General features: G+C 63.4%; 16 protein-coding genes. 9 read left to right on the top strand and 7 right to left on the bottom strand.

Annotation, left to right across the window (positions count from 1 at the left end; all coding sequences use genetic code 11):
* Positions 1-250: 250 nt before the first annotated feature.
* From CDN99_RS27520 to CDN99_RS27495, 6 genes are all read right to left on the bottom strand, one after another.
* Positions 251-1,807, bottom strand: coding sequence for an ATP-binding protein (locus CDN99_RS27520; RefSeq protein ID WP_141101026.1), 1,557 nt, complete (start codon positions 1,805-1,807; stop codon positions 251-253).
* 19 nt (positions 1,808-1,826) lie between these two features.
* Positions 1,827-3,413: a radical SAM protein gene (locus tag CDN99_RS27515; protein WP_088388823.1), complete on the bottom strand. Its 1,587-nt coding sequence runs from the start codon at positions 3,411-3,413 to the stop codon at positions 1,827-1,829.
* Entirely contained in the window at positions 3,406-4,425 is a 1,020-nt protein-coding gene (locus CDN99_RS27510; protein WP_088388821.1) for a DGQHR domain-containing protein, read from the bottom strand. Before CDN99_RS27510 ends, CDN99_RS27515 begins: the two co-directional genes overlap by 8 nt.
* Before the next feature lie 312 nt (positions 4,426-4,737).
* Entirely contained in the window at positions 4,738-6,297 is a 1,560-nt protein-coding gene (locus tag CDN99_RS27505) for an ATP-binding protein (protein ID WP_088388819.1), read from the bottom strand.
* Positions 6,294-8,168, bottom strand: coding sequence for a PIN-like domain-containing protein (locus CDN99_RS27500; RefSeq protein ID WP_088388817.1), 1,875 nt, complete (start codon positions 8,166-8,168; stop codon positions 6,294-6,296). Before CDN99_RS27500 ends, CDN99_RS27505 begins: the two co-directional genes overlap by 4 nt.
* 331 nt (positions 8,169-8,499) lie before the next feature.
* Positions 8,500-9,411 (bottom strand): hypothetical protein, encoded by a 912-nt coding sequence (locus CDN99_RS27495; RefSeq protein WP_141101025.1) that lies wholly within the window; start codon positions 9,409-9,411, stop codon positions 8,500-8,502.
* Positions 9,412-9,512: 101 nt separating this feature from the next.
* Between CDN99_RS27495 and gph the strand changes: the two genes are divergently transcribed.
* On the top strand, positions 9,513-10,196 hold the full coding sequence (gene gph / locus CDN99_RS27490; RefSeq protein WP_088388813.1) for a phosphoglycolate phosphatase: 684 nt from the start codon (positions 9,513-9,515) through the stop codon (positions 10,194-10,196).
* Between the two features lie 54 nt (positions 10,197-10,250).
* Here gph and CDN99_RS27485 read toward each other — a convergent pair whose 3' ends face one another.
* A complete protein-coding gene (locus CDN99_RS27485; RefSeq protein WP_088388811.1) occupies positions 10,251-10,907 on the bottom strand; it encodes a chalcone isomerase family protein in 657 nt (218 codons plus the stop codon).
* A 381-nt stretch (positions 10,908-11,288) separates the two neighbouring features.
* Between CDN99_RS27485 and trpE the strand changes: the two genes are divergently transcribed.
* From trpE to CDN99_RS27445, 8 genes are all read left to right on the top strand, one after another.
* Positions 11,289-12,773 (top strand): anthranilate synthase component I, encoded by a 1,485-nt coding sequence (gene trpE / locus CDN99_RS27480; protein ID WP_088388827.1) that lies wholly within the window; start codon positions 11,289-11,291, stop codon positions 12,771-12,773.
* A gap of 35 nt (positions 12,774-12,808) precedes the next feature.
* Entirely contained in the window at positions 12,809-13,393 is a 585-nt protein-coding gene (locus CDN99_RS27475) for an anthranilate synthase component II (RefSeq protein ID WP_088388809.1), read from the top strand.
* On the top strand, positions 13,390-14,442 hold the full coding sequence (ltaE, locus tag CDN99_RS27470; RefSeq protein WP_088388807.1) for a low-specificity L-threonine aldolase: 1,053 nt from the start codon (positions 13,390-13,392) through the stop codon (positions 14,440-14,442). Before CDN99_RS27475 ends, ltaE begins: the two co-directional genes overlap by 4 nt.
* Positions 14,443-14,625: 183 nt before the next feature.
* Positions 14,626-15,666 carry an anthranilate phosphoribosyltransferase gene (trpD, locus tag CDN99_RS27465; RefSeq protein ID WP_088388805.1) on the top strand — a complete coding sequence of 347 codons (1,041 nt, stop codon included), beginning with the start codon at positions 14,626-14,628 and terminating at the stop codon, positions 15,664-15,666.
* On the top strand, positions 15,666-16,184 hold the full coding sequence (locus tag CDN99_RS27460; RefSeq protein WP_088388803.1) for a hypothetical protein: 519 nt from the start codon (positions 15,666-15,668) through the stop codon (positions 16,182-16,184). The genes trpD and CDN99_RS27460 overlap by 1 nt, the downstream gene beginning before the upstream one ends.
* 35 nt (positions 16,185-16,219) lie before the next feature.
* Entirely contained in the window at positions 16,220-17,011 is a 792-nt protein-coding gene (gene trpC / locus CDN99_RS27455) for an indole-3-glycerol phosphate synthase TrpC (RefSeq protein WP_088388800.1), read from the top strand.
* 11 nt (positions 17,012-17,022) lie between these two features.
* Complete coding sequence (locus CDN99_RS27450; protein WP_238139739.1) at positions 17,023-17,730, top strand: uracil-DNA glycosylase; 708 nt, start codon at positions 17,023-17,025, stop codon at positions 17,728-17,730.
* 162 nt (positions 17,731-17,892) lie between these two features.
* Entirely contained in the window at positions 17,893-18,600 is a 708-nt protein-coding gene (locus tag CDN99_RS27445) for a DUF6531 domain-containing protein (protein WP_088388796.1), read from the top strand.
* Positions 18,601-18,693: the final 93 nt, after the last annotated feature.

The following is an 18,693-nucleotide window of genomic DNA, read 5'->3' as shown; positions in this document are numbered from 1 at the left end:
TCCACCGAAAAACGACTCCGTCTCACGACTTCTCCTTCGCCCCTTGCCGGGGCCGAATCGCCGAAAGACTAACGCTCAGAGCGTCTCGATTTATTCAATGCAGATCAACCCTGTGTCGCTGCAGTACTCGACGTCGCTGGACTTGCGTGGATTCCTGATTCAGGGCTGCGCGTTTGTCGACGCTCAGACCTGACATCCTCAGTGGTTAGATACCCGCGCGAAGTTGCCCGTGACGACCCTCTCGCTCAGCCTAGGCAGCGAGAGCCTGCCTCGCCGAGTCAGCAGACTTCATTGCGCTGACGACCCGCTCGGCAAGCGGCAAAACGGCTTCCAGCTTGGAAGAGCTGGAGAGGATCGCGAAGACGGCTGCATAGCTGCTCTCGGTCGACCAATCCTTCTTCCTCGCCCTGACCCGCTTGCTGATTTGATCCTGGGTGCGCTCGAGCTGCTCCTTCACCAGCGCGTAGTCGGGTGCCGTCTCAGGTAACTTGCCCAGGGCCTTCTCAGCTTCAGCGACGTGGGCGGCAGCCCGGTCCACCATCGCCGCAACCATCAGGGAAGACTTCGCGGACTCTGATCCTTCAAGCCACTGTGCGGCGTAAGTCAGCTGGAACTGCACCTTACGCAGCTTCGTGCGCTGGTCGGAGCGCGAGCGAATGGTCTGCGTGACCTCACGCGTCAGCTGGCGCATTTCGTCGATCAACTTGCCGTGCGCCGGCGTGTGTTCAAAGTCATCGCGACGCGCGTTCGGAACAATGCGCGCGTGGGCGACGTGGATGTCGCCCACGCCCCATTGAGAAAATCGCGTCTCAGTGAAGCACGACGAGAGGATGTCGCCGTCGCCGACCTGAACGTTCTTGTGGCGAAGACGAATCCCTCCGAGCCTCAAAGATCGCGCGATCGCGCCGCTGTAGGCGTGGTCCAACAGCCAGCCGAAGCTGAGCAGTTCACCATCGGAATCGAGGTTCTTGATGAACTTGACGTCCGTGAACGTCGAAAGCACCTTTGGGGAAATCGGGAAGTGATCCTTGGCGCGATGGAAGATCTGCCCCTTCTTGTCGTTCAACACGACGCGAATCGGCTCCTGAACACCGTGCTCTTCCAGGAACTCGGTGATCTCCTTGCCCAACTTGAACTTCGGATCGAACGGCACCGGCGCCACTTCCGAGAGGTAGCCGCGCACGGCCTCCTCATTGAGAAGGATGTCGTTGCGAACACGTAGTACTTTGGACAGCTCGACCTCAAAGAAGTGCGAGGGGTACTCAGCGGCCGGCAGATCGGTGACCACTGCGACCTCACGCACCAAGTCCGACAACGAGCCCGTGAAGTTCGTGTCACGGAGTCGCTCTCGCAGGATCCGCCCATCCCACTTCATTTCTTTGACCTTCTTGTCGCCCTCACTGCGGCTTCGGAAGATCAGTTCCTGGCAATAGCCCAGCCCGCTAAGACGTCCAATGCCGCGAAAGCCGCGGGCCGTCGTTCCACGCTTCTTGCTCGCACCGATGGAGGTGAGGCGTTTGACGAAAAGGCTGTTCGCCAACCCAGCGCCAAAATCACGTACGCGGATGGATCTCGCGGCATGGTCGAAGACGATGCTGACGTCCGCCTCAGCGTTCGGAACCAGCTTTTGCTGACGGGCTTCATCGATCGCGTCGGCCGCGTTCTGCACGTACTCCCGGAAGACCGACAGCGGGTCGGCATACATCGCTCCCGCAAAGAGTTCCAAAACATCCTTGCCTACGACGACGTCGCCTTCAATGGCGGCCGGCTTCGATGGAACACCGACAAAAGAGAGCTTGCTGTTCACAAAAATATCCAGATAGGTCTTAAACGATTTCAGCCAGGCCGGCGTCTTCCACGAGTTCGTCCTCAGGGATCTCTTCAACAGCCATCGCCGACGCCAGATTGCGTTGCTTCATCTGGCGCCAGATCTCGGCTTCTGCTTGCTTGCTGGGGGGGGAGTAGAAAGGCAGGATGTCCTTGACCGAGCGATCGGTGGCTTCCGACGCCAGCGTGTGGAAAGAGGACGGTCCGGTGCTAGACAGCAATCTGATGAGCTCTGCCTTAGCAGACGGGCTCAGCTTGGCGAACAACTTGAGGAAGACGTCGAGTTCAGGCCGTCCGTCGTACTTGTCGTACCAGAAGCGATTGAAGAGGTAGTGCTGAGGGCGCAGCAGCAGGGCTTCGAAACTTTCCTCAGTCTCGCCAAATGCCGTCTTGAAGAAGTCCGGCGAGCCACTCACGATGCCGTGAGTCGCCTGCAGGATGATCTGCATCGAACGCAGGTAGTACTTGTTCCAGTTGTCTCCCACGTGCGTGCGATCCTTCAGATCCGTGGGCTGGTAGCGCATGGGGAACGAGAAGATTCGAATATTCAGTCGCTCGTTCAAGTCGATGTTCAGCCGCATGCGCTGATACAAGTCTTCAGGCGTGTCCTTGAAGTTGTAGAGCATGTAGTTGGACAACTCTCGAAGGTTCGCTTCGTGCGCGTACTCGATGGCTTGCTGATAAGGCTTGCGGGTGCCGATATGGTCAAAGGCGATTCGCAGTGGCTTCAGGCAAATGGTCGCCATCTCCTGCAGGTACATCTTGTCTTTGCAAAGGATGCGCGCGTCGACGCCTTGGTTGAAGTCGACCCGTCGCTGGACAGGCACCTTCCCTGGCCGAGATAGCTTTGCACCTGGCGTGAAGCCAAGGTCGCGAATCTCCGCAATGATGTTTCGGTAGTTCGCCGACGCCACCACGTTGTTGTCCATCAGCATGAGGTCGCGGCGAGGACCGTACAGGTCATCAATCGCGCGGACCAGGCCGGTGATCGACTGAGCGTCGCGCTGAGCGCCTTCGAGCTTGGGCACGCCGCAGAAATGGCACTTGCGAACGCAGCCACGTGATGCGTAGGTGAAGTACGCGTCGTGGACCGGGTAGCTGTACTGGCCGCGGATGTGCTCCAGGATTGAGTAGTCCGGAACCAGATCTTCGATGGGGGTCCCATGCTGGTCGTCCGAATAGAGCTCCTCTTCGAACTCATCCAGCTGAAGCGAGACGGCCGGCGACTCGCTCAACAAGCCCTTGATGAAACGAATGCCACGCCAGCCTGCTTCGGCGATGAACTGCTCGTGCATGAGCGATGCGGCGATGCCACCGACAAACACCTTCGTGGCGTTGCCCCTCGCGCACTCCATCGCGAAGTTGATCGACTTTGAGATCTCCTTCCATTCGAAAGAGAACAGCGTCGTCACATAGATGCGGTCCCAGTTCATCTCAAGAACTGACCGATCAACCTCGCCCTTGATGAACTTGACGTTGTCACGCTTGCCATGAGGGCCGTGATAGGCCGCCAACTTCATCAGTCCGAGCGGCGGGTACTTGTTCTTGTAGCCGGGCTCGATGAGCAGAATGTTCTTGTTAGGCATGAGAGTGGTACCGCTCGAGGCTCGAGAAACGGATCTGAAGAATCAACTGAAGGGCAGCATCGGCGCCGCCTGCACCGCCAAAGCCATGCAGTGGTCCCAAGTTTGACCAATCGATGCGGTCAACAAAGTCGGAAAGATGGGACACGAAGAAATCGAAGTCCGGCGAATCGCAGGACTTTTGCGCCTCGCAGATGAGATGACCGGCGAAGCTCATCAGTGCGTAGACACCAATTCCCTTGGTCAGCACGTGGCTGCGTGGCGCGGCCCAAGCCTCTGGAAGGATGAAGGCCACGGCTCGCCAGAAGTCGATGGTCAGCGCGGCAATTCGCTGAGCGGGTGGAGGCGAGCTCCAGTTCGCCGCACGGATGAGGCGTCGTACCGCGACCTGCATCGTTCGCAGGGAGGCAATTCGCTTCGTGCCGACGGTCTTGTCGCCGCCGAGGTCCAAACGCTTGAACCAAGGCGACTGTTCGTCTTCGTGAAGGCGCAGTGCCACATAGAGCTCAGGCTTCACCTTCGGAAGGTCAGCCCCAATGAGGCGAGCGTCCGTGAAGTCGATCAGGCTGTTGCTGAGGCCCTTAGCCTTGCCGTTGATGACCCGGAAGACGTCCATCTCCTCCTCGACGCTCAGCCCGATATACGTCATGAAGGCGAACTCGATGGGACTCGTCTGCAGGAAACCCAGCCGGTGTTGGCCGTCGACCTGAACGAGTACCTGCGCAGGCTCTTCGGGAAGGCGAAGAACTGCTGACTTCCCTGGCCCACGCTCCAGCGACCAACTTTCGGTGGGGGCGCGCAGATTGAACGTCAGCGGGATAGAGGTTGCGCCTTCAGTCTGGATGTACCGCTTGAACTCCAGGCTGTGTTCTTTCGAGAACCGCCGCTGGTACCCAACGCCCGTGGTCTCGTCCAGGACGTCAGCAAAGCTGTACGCGACCAGGTCACGCGCGCATGCGAACCCCAGGAATACCTCCCGGTCGCCGCAGCGACCGAGCATGCCGTGGATTTCCATGCTTCTCCTCAGGGCTTGTGCAGCCAAAAAATGCAAAAGCGGCAGTCCTAGCTGCCGCCTACCATTGAACCAAGCACGCAATCCCGACTGTGATCGTGCAAACCCTAAGTGTAGATGCTGCACTTTTGCACCCTGGCGGTGCAAATTCGACAGCGACGCGCGCGCGAGTGTGCCTCTCGACCCGCACCTAGCGTCTGGATGCTCGAGGGAGGCCCCAACGCTTGAAGCGCTTCTTCAGAGGCTGGCTCTTCAGCTGAGGCGGATTCCGAAAGAGCGGCGATGGTCGGTTTTGATCCATCGCCGCAGCGGTCTCTAGTTGTAGTACTTCCTCAAGACAGAACGTACGCGCCCCAGGCAAGGCTGTTCGATTTCGCTCTCGAAGACAGACAACAGCTCTTCAATCAGCTCCTGACGAATCTCATTGCGCAGCTTTTCATCCTCAGCGGGTTTGGTTGCTGCGGCCAACTTTGACACCGCTTCTGTACGAATGTCGAACAACTCTGAGGAAAGCGCCTGCAGATCAGGAAGCGCCCGAGGACTTGCACTCTTGGAGGCCTTGGCTACCTGCTTCTGAATCTTCGTAACTTTGGCCGCGAACTCAAGTGTTCGATCCGCATTCTGGAAATCGGCGCGGCGAAGGGCTGCGATGCTTTCCACCGCAGTCGCGGTGTCCTCTCGCAACTTCTCTATGGTGGTCTGGCTTTTATCCGAGATCTCGTAGGCGCGATCAATCATCGCCTTGGCCGGAACTCCCCATTCGCGCCGAACCTTCTTCCATGACTGGTTTTCCTCAAAGCCATCTCTGCGGGCATTTGGAACCAATGCTTCCGGCTTGACAAATATTTCACCGATAAACCATTCTTGAAACCGAATATGGGACTTCCCCTGTGCCCTGAAAATATCTCGAAATACATCCACGCCATCAATCTGAATGTTCTTAACGCGAACGCGTATGCCACTGACCTTGCTGTCGCCATACTGTCCAGAACGCTCTTTATCCCCCCACCAGCCCCACCAGTCCGTACCACTGATGTACTGAATGTCGGCTAGGTCAACCGTTTCAACTTCTTCGATGTCGCCGCCTTCTTTGGGTTCACGGCCAACCTCGTATTGAATTCCATAAGGTCGGACCACGTTCGTGACGTTGCTACCCTCGATGATTTGAAGCTTGACGCTCTCAACCGGTATGCCGGATCTCGTCGGCCCCTCTTTGAGAATTGCCTTCAGCTTCTCGGGCAAATTTTCGCCGTAAGGGACAGGTGCCACCTGGGAGAGAAATGCCTCAAGCTTCTTTGCAGATGTGCACTCTTCTGGAGCGTCCTCGAAGCCTACCAACTTCACTTCGAAAAAGTGGTCATCCAGCTCGGCTGAAGGAGTCTGCTTGGCCGTGACGAAAGTGGTGATCATCGCTTCAGCGGAAAGCTCGCTCGCGCTGTCGGGCTTCATGGCTTCACGCATGGCTTTGGCGTCGAAGGTCACGACGGTAGTAACGTTTTCTCCGGCTGCCTTCGTCGAGAAAATCATCTGATCGGTAAACACGATCCCGGACAGCCTTCCAATACCGCGGAACCCGGCTTCTCGCTTGTAATCTTTTCCTGACGCACCGATGCTCGTGAGAATCCCAACCGCACTCGCGCGGGGGAGCCCGGCTCCGTTGTCATGAATGGTCAGGCCAGACCCGCCAGCTCCCATTGTGATTTTGATCAACCCCTCCGAGAGACGCTTGCCTGGCTTGCGATGAGCACGCCGTACGCTGTCGAAGGCGTTCTGCACATATTCGCGAAGCGCATTCCTCGACTCGCCGTACATCCCGACGGTCAGGGTCTCCAGCACGAAGCCACCGAAATAGGGTTCAATCTTGATTTCGCTCATGCTGTTTCCTCCTGTCCATCAACAAACACCGTTTTAGGATTCTTGAATCCTATTTTTTCCGAAATGAAATAAGGTCGATCCGCATCAACGCCGCCGTTGATCGCATCTACCGGAATTCCTAGCATCCGGCCAGTCAGTTCCAAGATTTGTGCTCCGCTTAGATGCTCCTTCCCGTTGCTCAAATTTCGGAGATTCAACTTCATACCGAACTGCGGCTCTGAAAGCACCTCTTCGTTCGCCAGCGATAGAGACGCGATGCTGTCTTCATCCCTATTCGTTTCGTCAATATCAAACTTGGCGTCAATCTCTACTACTGAGCCGGTCAGACGGAAAAGCGGTTGCATCTCTTGTTTATCAATTTCAAGACTGACTGCCTCACATGCCGCCTTCGCAAATGCCTGTCGCGACACCGAGTAAAGCGCGTCAAGCAGAGGCGAAGTCGCCGGCAACCGACATTCCCCGCGAACTGGCACATACATGGCCACCAACATCCCGAGGAGGACCGCACCCCCCGTCTTTTCCGGAAACTGCTCCAGCTTGGCTAGCAAGTCGGCTGCCGCTTCCGTGTACTCCGGCGACGTTCCCGACAGCACGTGCGCATGTACGACGCGGCCAAAGGTCGCCAATTCGTTGGTCGTTCGCGATGCGAAGTTCTGCTCGGTGAGGAGCGAGGAAATCCCTTCGCCGGATGCGACAAGCTCTCTCATCTGCTGGACGAGCATGCCCATAGGCGTTGCTCCAGGCGGATTCGCCCGGCATTGGCTGATCGCCCTTTCCAAGGCGGGGGGCGTTGAAGCGACATTGTTCCCGTCGGGGAACAGCGAACTTGGCGCTTGCTGATGGCGCTGCTCAGGAGGGAGCTTCGCCATGGCAGCTTGCTTGGCTGCCTTCTGTTCGTCTATGGGCGGAGGCGGGTCCGGTACGACGGCCACATCCACGAAGGCACTGACACCCGGCACTTGCTGCTGTCGTAGCAAGGCGCCCAGATACGCCGAATCGATGAGCGAGACCCCTTCGACCTGGGCGGTGTTGAAGGCCTCGAAGGCCAGCATCGGATGCGGAACTGGGAGCGGCTTCCACTTCCTGCCCATCTCACGCAAAACGACATCGTTCGGCTGCGTGCCGCCACCGAAAAGCCAGTCGTTCTTGCCGTCCTTGGAAAGCAAGATCACATGCCTGGCTTGCACCGTTTTGGCGTGATCCAGGATTTCGCGCCAGAAGATCAGATCACCGTACTTGTTGCTGCCCGTCACAGCCTTGCCGTCTTCGGCATCGTCGACGGTCCGCTGCTTTTTGCCTCGATCCTGGAACCCCGGAGGAATCCGTCCGTCAAATCGCGCGATGCCCAGGGCGGGGAAGGAGTTCATGAGCTCGAACACCGGCGTGCTGCGCAACGAGTTCTCCGTGATGAACGACATCACGGCCTTGGTTCGATCTTGGTAGTGACTTTTCCACTGCCGGCAGTTATCGGCTGCGGTCTCCAAAGCGCTCAGCGCGTTGCGAAGTTGAACTTGCTGCGCCTCAACAGCCTTGCCTGCAACCAGGTCGCCGTCGAGGAACGGCCGCAACTTGCTATAGGCGCTCTTGGCCACTCCGGAGAGCTCGCCTGTTGCTGCATCCAGTTCATCAGCGAGCGTACGTGCCACGTAGTGGTTGGCGTACTCATGACCCGCCCAGATAGGGACGTAGAAGCGCCCCGGACAGGTGGCACTGATCCAATCTTTGAACTCACCGAACGACTTCGGGCCAATCTTCGTCAGCCACATCAAAAACGACGTGTCGATGTAGATGTGGGTCGCCGTGTCAGCAAAAGAAGCAAACGCTTCGCTGCTGAAGTCTTCCCAAGTCTTCGTATCAATTGAGAGCTTCATCCTTCCCCGGGCCTCCCTGCCTCTTCACCCTCACTCTGTTGGGTGGGTTTCCGAATTTAACCCTGCACTAGGCGCCTGGCAGGCAGGTAGATTTGCCTATGGCACGTGGGAGCGCTAGCCGCTCGTTCACTTGAGTACGCGGTTAGCTGGACACGTCAGCCCCTAGCGGACGCATTGGGCCGCAGGGACCCTGCCACTTGCCCGAATCGGTCTGCTGGCGGCTTGCGCAGCCTGTCATCGAGCCCGGGTGCCAGCAGATGCTCTGGTCTTCTGATCCTGAGGCACCTTGGAGCCTGCCGTATTCGACAGCCTGCACCTACTTTGACGGGCATCATTCCAATGGCCGCTGCGGATGCCGATACATGGTGTCGAGAAGGCTTTGCTGCGACGGCAGATTAGACGCGCCGTACATCTGGTGCGCCAGAACATGCCCCGCTATGGCTCCTTTGGAGTTGAGCGAGCCAGGCCCGGCATCCTTCACCTTGTTCATCAAATGGTGGCGAAGACTGCCTACCAAGATGTCGGCAGCGAATGTAAGCCCGGAGTCCTCACATGAAATGTCAAACTTCGCGCTACTCAACACCTGCTCCACCTGGGGCTCCGATACCGTTGTCTTCATCTCGGCGGCATGAACGATCTTCTTTTTCGAAGCCGTGTCGAAGCCGAATCGACGGATTATTTTTGGCTTGAAGACGTCAAGAAACCGCTGCGCCCCCGCATGGTACTCATCCAAGACGGCTTCGTCGGTGTTGTCGACGATCACCTTCAGCGTCACTTCCCGACCAAAGTTGTCGACCGCGTATGCCAGCGCTTTGCCGAATAGGCTGTTGAAAAGTTCTGAGATGAGTCTCGGATTCTCAGGTCGCGGCTCGGAGTAGTAGACGTTCGGCGGACGCGGTATGTCGGGTCTAGGAATTGCGTTCGTGCGTGCTGCAGACTCATGGAGACCTTGGACGTACATGGCCTCGTAGCAGCAGTACATGTCCCGGTCTAGCAAGTAGTCGAACACCAGTCGACGAGCTTGTTTTTGCTGGTCTGGCGTAAGGGCTACAACATGAGACTTCCCCACATGGCCACTAGACAGCTGGTCACGGATCGCCGCGAAGTCATCCCGGACGCGGCTCAGCACATCGTGTCGTACGAAGTAGCCAGCTGCCACTCCCAACTCTCCAAATTCTGCCTCTACGTTGTTAGAGAAGCCTTTCGCGCCAGACTCATCAACAATGAAATAGACCGTTTCCATGACCACCAAGTCCGTTGAGGCCTGCAAAACATCGGGCGCTTGCAGTGAAGAAGACGGCGGCCGAAGCGATTTTTGAACTCTGTTAATCGCAAGGTGCGCTTATGCGAACATTATTTCTGAACTCTATTAGCCTGCACCAACCCTCCCCCACCGCCTTCATGCTCGACCTCGACGGCACGCTCGTCGACACGCTGGGCGACTTCGTCGCCGTGCTGAACCGGGTGATGGCCGACCTGTCGCTGCCCGCGGTGGCGCGCGACTTCGTCGAGCACACGATCGGGCAGGGCAGCGAGCACCTGATCCGCAGCGTGCTCGCCGAGGCTGGCGCGCCGCAGGCGCTCTATGGCGAAGCCTGGGCGCTCTACCAGCGCCATTACGAGGTGCTCAACGGCGAGCACGCCGATGTCTTTCCCGGCGTGATCGAGGGCCTGCAGGCGCTGCGCGCGCTCGGCCTGCCGATGGCCTGCCTGACCAACAAGCCGGCGGCGTTCGCGCGGGAGCTGCTCAAGCGCAAGGGACTCGACGGCTTCTTCGACCGCGTCTTCGGCGGCGACGACTTCGAGCGCAAGAAGCCCGATCCGCTGCCGCTGCTCAAGACGTGCGAGGCCCTGGGCAGTGCGCCCGCGACGACCTGGATGGTGGGCGACTCCAGCAACGACGCTCGCGCCGCGCACGCGGCGGGCTGCCCGATCGCGCTGGTCACCTACGGCTACAACCACGGCCGGCCCATCCGCGAGGTGCCCGCGGAGCGCTACATCGACCGGCTCGACCAGCTGCTGGATTGAGCGCGGGCCGCCCGTGCCGCGCGGCGGAACGGGCGCGGCGCGCTCGGGCGAGGGTCAGCCCTTGCCGCCCAGCAGCGCCGTCTTGAGGCCGTTGTCCGCGGGCGACTTGCCGAGCCAGATCTTCAGCAGGATGTTGAAGAACTCCGCTTCCTTGATCGGCTCGCCAGGCACCACGGCGTTGTTGACGAAGATCACCGTACCGGTGCCCGGGATGTAGTCGACGCCGAAGCTCTCACCGCTCTTGAGCTTCTTCTTCTGCACGAAGATGTCTGCCATGCGCAGCACGCCGTTGATCGAGCGGCCGAATTCCTCGCGGGTGGAGTTCTGCTCCATGCCTTTGGTGAAGAGCTTGCCCAGCTCCTCGCCGTCGATGTCCCGCAGCATCTGGATGTGGATGCGCTTGGGGCCGGTGTTGGCCAGCACCGCCTCGGGCGTGGTCGCCTTGGCGTTCAGGTAGAGCCCCGCCGTGTAGACCTTGAAGATGGCCTTGTAGCGGATGCCGGCGCCGTTGAGCAGCAGCTTCTGGCCGGCCACCTCGGCGCTGCCGTCGTACTTCACGCCGGCCAGCTCGATGGGCGCCGGCACGGCGGCCGGCGCGGGTGGCGCCGCGGGCGCGGCCGGCGTGCTGGTGCCCTGGGCCGATGCCAGCGAGGGCATCAGCATCGTGGCGGCCAGCATCGCGCCGGCGATCAGGACATTGCGCTTGTGCATGTTGTCTCCTTCCCTCGTGGAGGATCGGCCGGCTCCTCGTCCGGCTCTGGTCACGGAGTATCCGCCAACCGCCCGAGGGGCGACCATCGGGAATCGTGCTGCTACACTGCCCCGCACCATGTTTATCACGCGCAAGCACATCAAGGGGTCGAACGACCGGGGAGCCTGGCCCTGGCGACGCCCGCACGACTTCACCTGAAGCCGCCTGCTGCTTGCCCGCCCATCGTCCTTGCGATCCACCGGACGTGGGCCACCGTCACGAATCCTCTGCACCCTTACCGTATGGGGCGGGTCCAACAGGCGACCTGAGATTCCGCTCGCGCGCGCCGCCGACCCTCGTGTCGCCGCCGGCACGCCGCGACCGACATGAGGCATGACGACGTGATCACCGAACTGGAATTCCAAAGCCTGGCCGCCGACGGCTACAACCGCATCCCGCTCATCAGCGAGGCCTTCGCGGATCTGGAGACACCGCTCTCGCTCTACCTGAAGCTGTGCGCCGGCAACGGCCCAGGCCGCCACAGCTTCCTGCTGGAATCGGTGGTCGGCGGGGAGCGCTTCGGGCGCTACTCCTTCATCGGCCTGCCCGCCCGCACCGTGCTCAAGAGCGAAGGCCCCGTCACCCGCGTGATCCGCGACGGCGAGGTCATCGAGACCCATGACGGCGACCCGCTCGCCTTCATCGAGGCCTACCAGCAGCGCTTCAAAGTCGCGCTGCGGCCCGGCATGCCGCGCTTCTGCGGCGGCCTGGCCGGCTACTTCGGCTACGACGCGGTCCGCTACATCGAGCCCCGCCTGGCCGCGTCCACCCCTGAAGGCGGCCTGCCCACGCCGGACGTGATGCTGCTGCAGTGCGAGGAACTCGCCGTCATCGACAACCTGTCCGGCAAGCTCTACCTGATCGTCTACGCCGACCCGGGCCAGTCCGAGGCCTACTTCCGCGCCAAGAAGCGGCTGACGGAGCTCAAGGACAAGCTGAGCTACTCGGTCGCCGCGCCGCGCGTCGCGCGAGGCCAGGCGCATCCGGTGGAGCGCGAGTTCGCGAAGGCCGACTTCCTGGCCTCGGTGGACCGCGCCAAGGCCTTCATCGCGGCGGGCGACTGCATGCAGATCGTCTTCGGCCAGCGGCTCAAGAAGCGCTACACCGAGTCCCCGCTGAGCCTGTACCGCGCGCTGCGCTCGCTCAACCCCAGCCCCTACATGTACTTCTACGACATGGGGGACTTCCAGATCGTCGGCGCGTCGCCGGAGATCCTGGTGCGCCAGGAGTCGACGCCCGACGGCCGCAAGGTCACGATCCGTCCGCTGGCCGGCACCCGTCCGCGCGGCGGCACGCCGGAGCAGGACCAGGCGCTGGAGGTCGAGCTCAAGGCCGACCCCAAGGAGCGCGCCGAGCATCTGATGCTGATCGACCTGGCCCGCAACGACATCGGCCGCATCGCGCGGACCGGCAGCGTGCAGGTCACCGACGCGTTCGCGGTCGAGCGCTACTCGCATGTGATGCACATCGTCAGCAACGTCGAGGGCCTGCTCAAGCCTGGCGTCGGCAACATGGACGTGTTCCGCGCCAGCTTCCCGGCCGGCACGCTGTCCGGCGCGCCCAAGATCCGCGCGATGGAGATCATCGACGCGCTCGAACCCGTCAAGCGCGGCATCTACGGCGGCGCCTGCGGCTACCTGAGCTTCGGGGGCGACATGGACCTGGCCATCGCGATCCGCACCGGCGTGGTCATGGACCAGGTGCTGTACGTGCAGGCCGCGGCCGGCATCGTGGCGGACTCGGTGCCCGAGCTCGAATGGAAGGAGACCGAAGCGAAGGCTCGCGCGCTGCTGCGCGCGGCCGAGCTGGTCGAAGAAGGCTTCTGAAGCTGAAGCGAAGTGAAAGAGCAAGGAGCGACGACATGCTGCTGATGATCGACAACTACGACAGCTTCACCTTCAACCTGGTGCAGTACTTCGCCGAGCTCGGCGCCGACGTGAAGACGGTCCGCAACGACCAGATCACGCTCGACGAGATCGCGGCGCTCAACCCCACCCACCTGGTGCTCTCGCCCGGGCCGTGCACGCCGAAGGAAGCAGGCGTCTGCGTGCCGGCGATCCAGCGCTTCATCGGCCGGTTGCCGATCCTGGGCGTGTGCCTGGGGCACCAGAGCATCGGCGCCGCGCTGGGCGGCAACATCGTGCGGGCCAAGGTGCAGATGCACGGCAAGGCCAGCACGATCGCGACCGACACGCGGGGCGTGTTCTCCGGACTGCCCGCGCGCTTCGACGTGATCCGGTACCACTCGCTGGCGATCGAGGAGGCGACGATCCCGGCCGAGCTGGAGATCAGCGCCCGCACCGACGACGGCGAGATCATGGGCGTGCGCCACCGCGCGCTGGCCGGTACCGCCACGCCGCTGGAGGGCGTGCAGTTCCACCCCGAGTCCATCCTGTCCGAGCACGGCCACGCGATGCTCAAGAACTTCCTGGAGTTGGCGCGATGAATGCAAGCACGAACGCGACGGTCGTCGACCTGCGCAGCGACACCGTCACGCAGCCCACCGCCGGCATGCGCGCCGCGATGGCCGCCGCGCCCCTGGGCGACGACGTCTTCGGCGACGATCCCAGCGTCAACGCGCTGCAGGCGGCGCTGGCGGAGCGGCTCGGCTTCGAGGCCGCGCTGTTCATGCCCAGCGGCACGCAGAGCAACCTGTGCGCGCTGATGGCGCATTGCCAGCGCGGCGACGAGTACATCGTCGGCCAGTTCGCCCACACCTATCGCTGGGAGGGCGGCGGGGCGGCGGTGCTGGGCTCGATCCAGCCGCAGCCGCTGAATCACGCGCCCGACGGCTCGCTGCCGCTGGCCGACATCGAGGCCAACATCAAGCCCGACGATGCCCACTTCGCGCGCACGCGGCTGCTGGCGCTGGAGAACACGATCGGCGGCAAGGTGCTGCCCATGGACTACCTGGCCGCGGCGTCGGCGCTGGCACGGCGTCACGGCCTGGCGCGGCACCTGGATGGCGCGCGGCTGTTCAACGCCGCGGTGGCGCTCGACCCCGCCGATCCCTACGCGGCGGCCGGGCGCATCTGCGCGCATTTCGACAGCGTCTCGGTGTGTTTCTCGAAGGGGCTGGGCGCGCCGGTGGGATCGGTGCTGTGCGGCTCGCGCGAGCTGATCGGCCGCGCGCATCGCTGGCGCAAGATGCTCGGCGGCGGCATGCGCCAGGCGGGCGTGCTGGCCTCGGCGGCGCATCACGCGCTGGAGCATCAGGTGCGCCGCCTGGCCGACGATCACGCGCTCGCCAAGCGGCTGGCCGAGGGCCTGCAAGGCCTGTCCGGCCTGACTGTCGAGGCGCCGCAGACCAACATCGTCTTCTGCGACGTGGCGACGGACATCGCCGCCGACCTGGTGGCGCATCTGAAGTCTCGCGGCGTGCTGACGACGGGGCTGTACAAGCTGCGTTTCGTCGCCCACCTCGACGTGGACGCCGACGGCATCGACCGAACGATCGCCGCGACGCGCGAGTTCTTCTCGACCCGCCAGGGCTGAGCCGCGCGGCGCCGACGCTGGCTGACGCACGTCGACCCGGGGCACGCACGACACGACGCCACACGACCAGACACGACGCGGCACGGCGCCTCGCGACGCGCATGACACCGAGAAGCGCCGCGCAACGCTGAAGCCGGTTGAACCAAGCCGAATCACGCTGAACAACGGAACAGGGGACCCGCCATGCCCATCACCGACAACGAGGCGCTGACCCGCGTCATCGACCACCGCGAGATCTTCCACGACGAGATGCTGTCGCTGATGCGCCGCATCATGAGCGGCGACATCTCGCCGGTGACCGCCGCCGCGATCCTGATCGGTCTGCGCGTGAAGAAGGAAACCATCGGCGAGATCACCGCCGCCGCGCAGGTGATGCGCGAGTTCTCGGTCAAGGTGCCGATCGAGCCGGGGCCGCACCTGGTCGACGTCGTCGGCACGGGCGGCGACGGCGCGCACACCTTCAACATCTCGACCTGCTCGATGTTCGTGGCCGCCGCGGCGGGCGCGCAGGTGGCCAAGCACGGCAACCGCAGCGTGTCCTCCAAGACCGGCAGCGCCGACGTGCTGGAGGCGCTGGGCGTCTCGCTGTCGCTGCCGCCGCAGGCGGTGGCGGACTGTGTGCGGGAGACCGGCATCGGCTTCATGTTCGCGCCCAACCACCACCCGGCGATGAAGAACATCGCGCCGGTGCGCAAGGAGCTGGGCGTCCGCACGATCTTCAACATCCTGGGCCCGCTGACCAACCCGGCTGGCGCGCCCAACATCCTGATGGGCGTGTTCCATCCGGACCTGGTCGGCATCCAGGTGCGCGTGATGCAGCGCCTGGGCGCGGAGCACGCCGTCGTGGTCTACGGCAAGGACGGCATGGACGAGATCTCGCTCGGCGCCGCGACGATGGTCGGTGAACTGCGCAACGGCGAGATCCGCGAGTACGAGGTCCATCCGGAGGACTTCGGCATGGCGATGGTCGCGAGCCGCAACCTGCGCGTCAGCGGCCCGGAGGAGAGCCGCCAGATCCTGCTGGGCGTGCTCGCCAACGAGCCGGGTCCGGCGCGCGACATCGTGCTGCTGAACGCGGGTGCGACGCTGTACGCGGCCAACCTCGCCGAGAGCATCGCGGGCGGCATCGAGCTGGCGCGCGCGGCGATCGGCTCCGGCGCGGCGCGCGCCAGGCTGGATCAATTCGTCGCCGCCACGCAGGCGCACGCGAGGGCCCAGGGCTGATGCGCTCCGACCGCGCGCTGTGGCAGACGCTGATCGCGCAGAGCGAGGGCGAGCCCAGCGTGCTGCTGCCGAAGATCGAGCCCCATCCGGCCGCGCTCGTCGTCGGCCTGGGCGGTACCGCGCTGGGCCTGTGGGCGACGCGCCAGGCCTCGCTGCCGTGGCGTGAGGAACTGGGCTGGCTCGCGCTGGCGATGGTGGTGGCCGGCATGCTGATGTGGACGCTGATGAAGCGCCGCGGCATCGGCTGGCGGCTGGACTTCGCGTCGCGCCGCATCGCGCCGGAAGGCGAGCCGGGCGTGCCGGCCTCGCTGGATGCGCCGGGCTGGCGCGTGTGCTGCGTGGCGGGCAACAAGCGGCGCTCGCTGGCGCTGGAGTTCCGGCACGAGGATGGGGGCCGACCGCTGCGCGTGCTGCAGACCCGCGCGGGCGCGGATCGCCGCGAGCATGAGCTGGTCAGCCGGCTCGCCGATGTGATCGCGCGCCGGCTGTCGATGTCGCGCGAAGGGCTCAGTCTCTGACCGGGATTCGAGTCCGTTGAGAAAGAAGGAATCGTATGTCTGACATCCTGGATCGCATCAACGCCGTCAAGCGCGATGAAGTCGCCGCGGCCAAGGCTCGCCTGCCGCTGGCCGCCCTGCGCGCCGAGGCCGAGTCCCGCACGGAGCCGACACGCGGCTTCGAGACGGCGCTGCGCGCCAAGATCGCCGCGGGGCGCAGCGGCGTCATCGCCGAGGTGAAGAAGGCCAGCCCGAGCAAGGGCGTGCTACGCGAGGACTTCCGGCCCGCCGACATCGCCGCCAGCTACGAGCGCCACGGTGCCGCTTGCCTGAGCGTGCTGACCGACGCGCCGTTCTTCCAGGGCGCGACGGAGTACCTGCGGCAAGCCCGCGCGGCGTGCGCGTTGCCGGTGTTGCGCAAGGACTTCATGGTCGATGCCTACCAGGTCTACGAAGCCCGCGCGATGGGCGCGGACTGCATCCTGCTGATCGCCGCGAGCCTGGACGACGGGCTGATGACGGAGCTGGAGGATTGCGCGCAGGGGCTGGGCCTGGACGTGCTGGTGGAGGTGCACGACGGGCAGGAGCTCGACCGCGCGCTGCGCTTGAAGACGCCGATGGTGGGCATCAACAACCGCAACCTGAAGACCTTCGAGGTGACGCTGGACACGACGCTGGGCCTGCTGAAGCACGTGCCGCCCGATCGCCTGCTGGTGACGGAGTCCGGCATCCTCGGCCCCGACGATGTCGCCACGATGCGCGACGCCCGCGTCAACGCCTTCCTCGTCGGAGAGGCCTTCATGCGCGCGCCCGATCCGGGCGCGGCGCTGGCCGAGCTGTTTCGCTGATGGGCCCGGCCATGACGGATGCAGCGAGCTTCACCGGCGTCGACTGGCAGGTTGGTGACGGCTGGCAGCCGCTGGTCGATGCCTGGCGCGCCGCGGCCGACGGCCGGCGCGTCGAGGCGCTGCTGAAGGCACGCCTGGCCGATGACGCCGTGATCTATCCGCCCGACCCGCTGCGCGCGTTGCGCCTGACGCCGCTCGCGAGCGTCAAGGTCGTGATCGTCGGCCAGGACCCGTATCACGGGCCGGGCCAGGCGGAGGGTTTGGCGTTCTCCGTGCCGGTGGGCGTGAAGCTCCCTCCGTCGCTGCGCAACATCTTCAAGGAGCTGCAGCGCGACCTGGGTCAGCAGCCGGCGATGTCCGGCCACCTCGTCGACTGGGCCCGGCGCGGCGTGCTGCTGCTCAACACCAGCCTCACCGTCGAGGACGGCGCCGCCGCCAGCCATGCGAAGAAGGGCTGGGAGTCGCTGACCGACTCGCTCATCGCGGCTACCGCGAGAGACCCGGCCCCCAAGGTCTACCTGCTGTGGGGCGCGCATGCGCAGGCCAAGGCGCCGCTGGTCGAAGCGGCGGGGCAGGGGCACCTGGTGCTGCAGGCCAATCACCCGTCGCCGTTGTCGGCCACGCGCGGGCCGGTGCCGTTCATCGGGTGCGGGCATTTCTCGGCGGCGAGGGCGTGGCTCAAGGGCAAGGGCGTCGAGATGGCGTGGGCGCTGGACTGACCTGAGCGGGCTCTGCGCGGTGCTGGGGCGCTTGTCTTGGCAGCGTCTGGTGCGATGTGACCCTCGGGCGTGGGCACCCGGGTGTTTTCCTCATTTCATTCTTGTGAAGCTGAAGGGACATTCCGTCTCCATAGAAGAAGCGGTCACCGCTGAGGGAGAGGAATGAAGAAGCATCGGAAGATGACGCGCGGCTATGCGCGTTCCATCATTTGCGCCGCCATCGCCACGATGGTTTGGAGCGAATCGCAAGCGCAGATCGTGACTGACCTGGCGGACGGGGAGGCCGCGCCCAAGGCGGATCTGACGCTGGAGACGGTCCGCGTGAGCGGGAACCGCGTGCGAGCCGGCGGGGGGCTCGTCGTCTACTGGAGCCCGGCGAGTGTCGGCCAGGCGCCGGCGCCTGGCGTCGGTGGGGGCGGGGGCAATGCCAAGGCCGAGAACAAGCCTGATCGTGCCAAGGATGCCTGCGCGGGAAATCCTGTGCGGCTCTCCAATGGCAACAAGATCGAGACGGAGCTCGACTTCGCCGCGGCCACGCCCTACGGCTTGATGATGGAGCGCACGTTCGTCGGACTGTCCACGAAGTCAGGCGTCTTCGGTCCGAAATGGCATTCGATCCTCGACATGAAGGCCGAGGCCTCCGCGGCGGGCGACTGGCCTCAGACGATCAGGCTGCATCGTCCCAGTGGCGACGCACTCGTTTTCGAGCTGGATGGCGCGCGCTGGAGGACACGCCTGATCGGCGGGACCTTCAGCAACTCGACCTGGATCGAATCGATCGGTGGCCGATGGGTCTACCGCAGCGCCGACGGCAGCACCGAGGTTTACTCGCGCGGCGGCAGCCTGCTGAGCGCCTCGGACCTGTCCTGAATTTTGTGTGCGAGGCATAACATGACCCGACCCCGGAGCATTTATGCCAATCGACAAACCGCTGAGCAAGACCAAGCTGAGGAACGCCGCGAT

It is taken from the genome of Roseateles aquatilis (genome assembly GCF_002205645.1).
Lineage (GTDB): Bacteria > Pseudomonadota > Gammaproteobacteria > Burkholderiales > Burkholderiaceae_C > Roseateles > Roseateles aquatilis.
This window is presented reverse-complemented; position numbering and strand designations above follow the sequence as displayed.

Bases quoted from the DNA above. Each gene is read 5' to 3' on its own strand.
- CDN99_RS27475 (WP_088388809.1), top strand. From the start codon at position 12,809: ATGCTGCTGATGATCGACAACTACGACAGCTTCACCTTCAACCTGGTG.
- trpD (WP_088388805.1), top strand. From the start codon at position 14,626: ATGCCCATCACCGACAACGAGGCGCTGACCCGCGTCATCGACCACCGC.
- CDN99_RS27510 (WP_088388821.1), bottom strand. From the start codon at position 4,425: ATGGAAATCCACGGCATGCTCGGTCGCTGCGGCGACCGGGAGGTATTC.
- CDN99_RS27495 (WP_141101025.1), bottom strand. From the start codon at position 9,411: ATGGAAACGGTCTATTTCATTGTTGATGAGTCTGGCGCGAAAGGCTTC.
- CDN99_RS27505 (WP_088388819.1), bottom strand. From the start codon at position 6,297: ATGAGCGAAATCAAGATTGAACCCTATTTCGGTGGCTTCGTGCTGGAG.
- ltaE (WP_088388807.1), top strand. From the start codon at position 13,390: ATGAATGCAAGCACGAACGCGACGGTCGTCGACCTGCGCAGCGACACC.
- CDN99_RS27485 (WP_088388811.1), bottom strand. From the start codon at position 10,907: ATGCACAAGCGCAATGTCCTGATCGCCGGCGCGATGCTGGCCGCCACG.
- gph (WP_088388813.1), top strand. From the start codon at position 9,513: ATGCGAACATTATTTCTGAACTCTATTAGCCTGCACCAACCCTCCCCC.
- CDN99_RS27460 (WP_088388803.1), top strand. From the start codon at position 15,666: ATGCGCTCCGACCGCGCGCTGTGGCAGACGCTGATCGCGCAGAGCGAG.
- CDN99_RS27500 (WP_088388817.1), bottom strand. From the start codon at position 8,168: ATGAAGCTCTCAATTGATACGAAGACTTGGGAAGACTTCAGCAGCGAA.
- CDN99_RS27450 (WP_238139739.1), top strand. From the start codon at position 17,023: ATGACGGATGCAGCGAGCTTCACCGGCGTCGACTGGCAGGTTGGTGAC.
- trpC (WP_088388800.1), top strand. From the start codon at position 16,220: ATGTCTGACATCCTGGATCGCATCAACGCCGTCAAGCGCGATGAAGTC.
- CDN99_RS27445 (WP_088388796.1), top strand. From the start codon at position 17,893: ATGAAGAAGCATCGGAAGATGACGCGCGGCTATGCGCGTTCCATCATT.
- CDN99_RS27515 (WP_088388823.1), bottom strand. From the start codon at position 3,413: ATGCCTAACAAGAACATTCTGCTCATCGAGCCCGGCTACAAGAACAAG.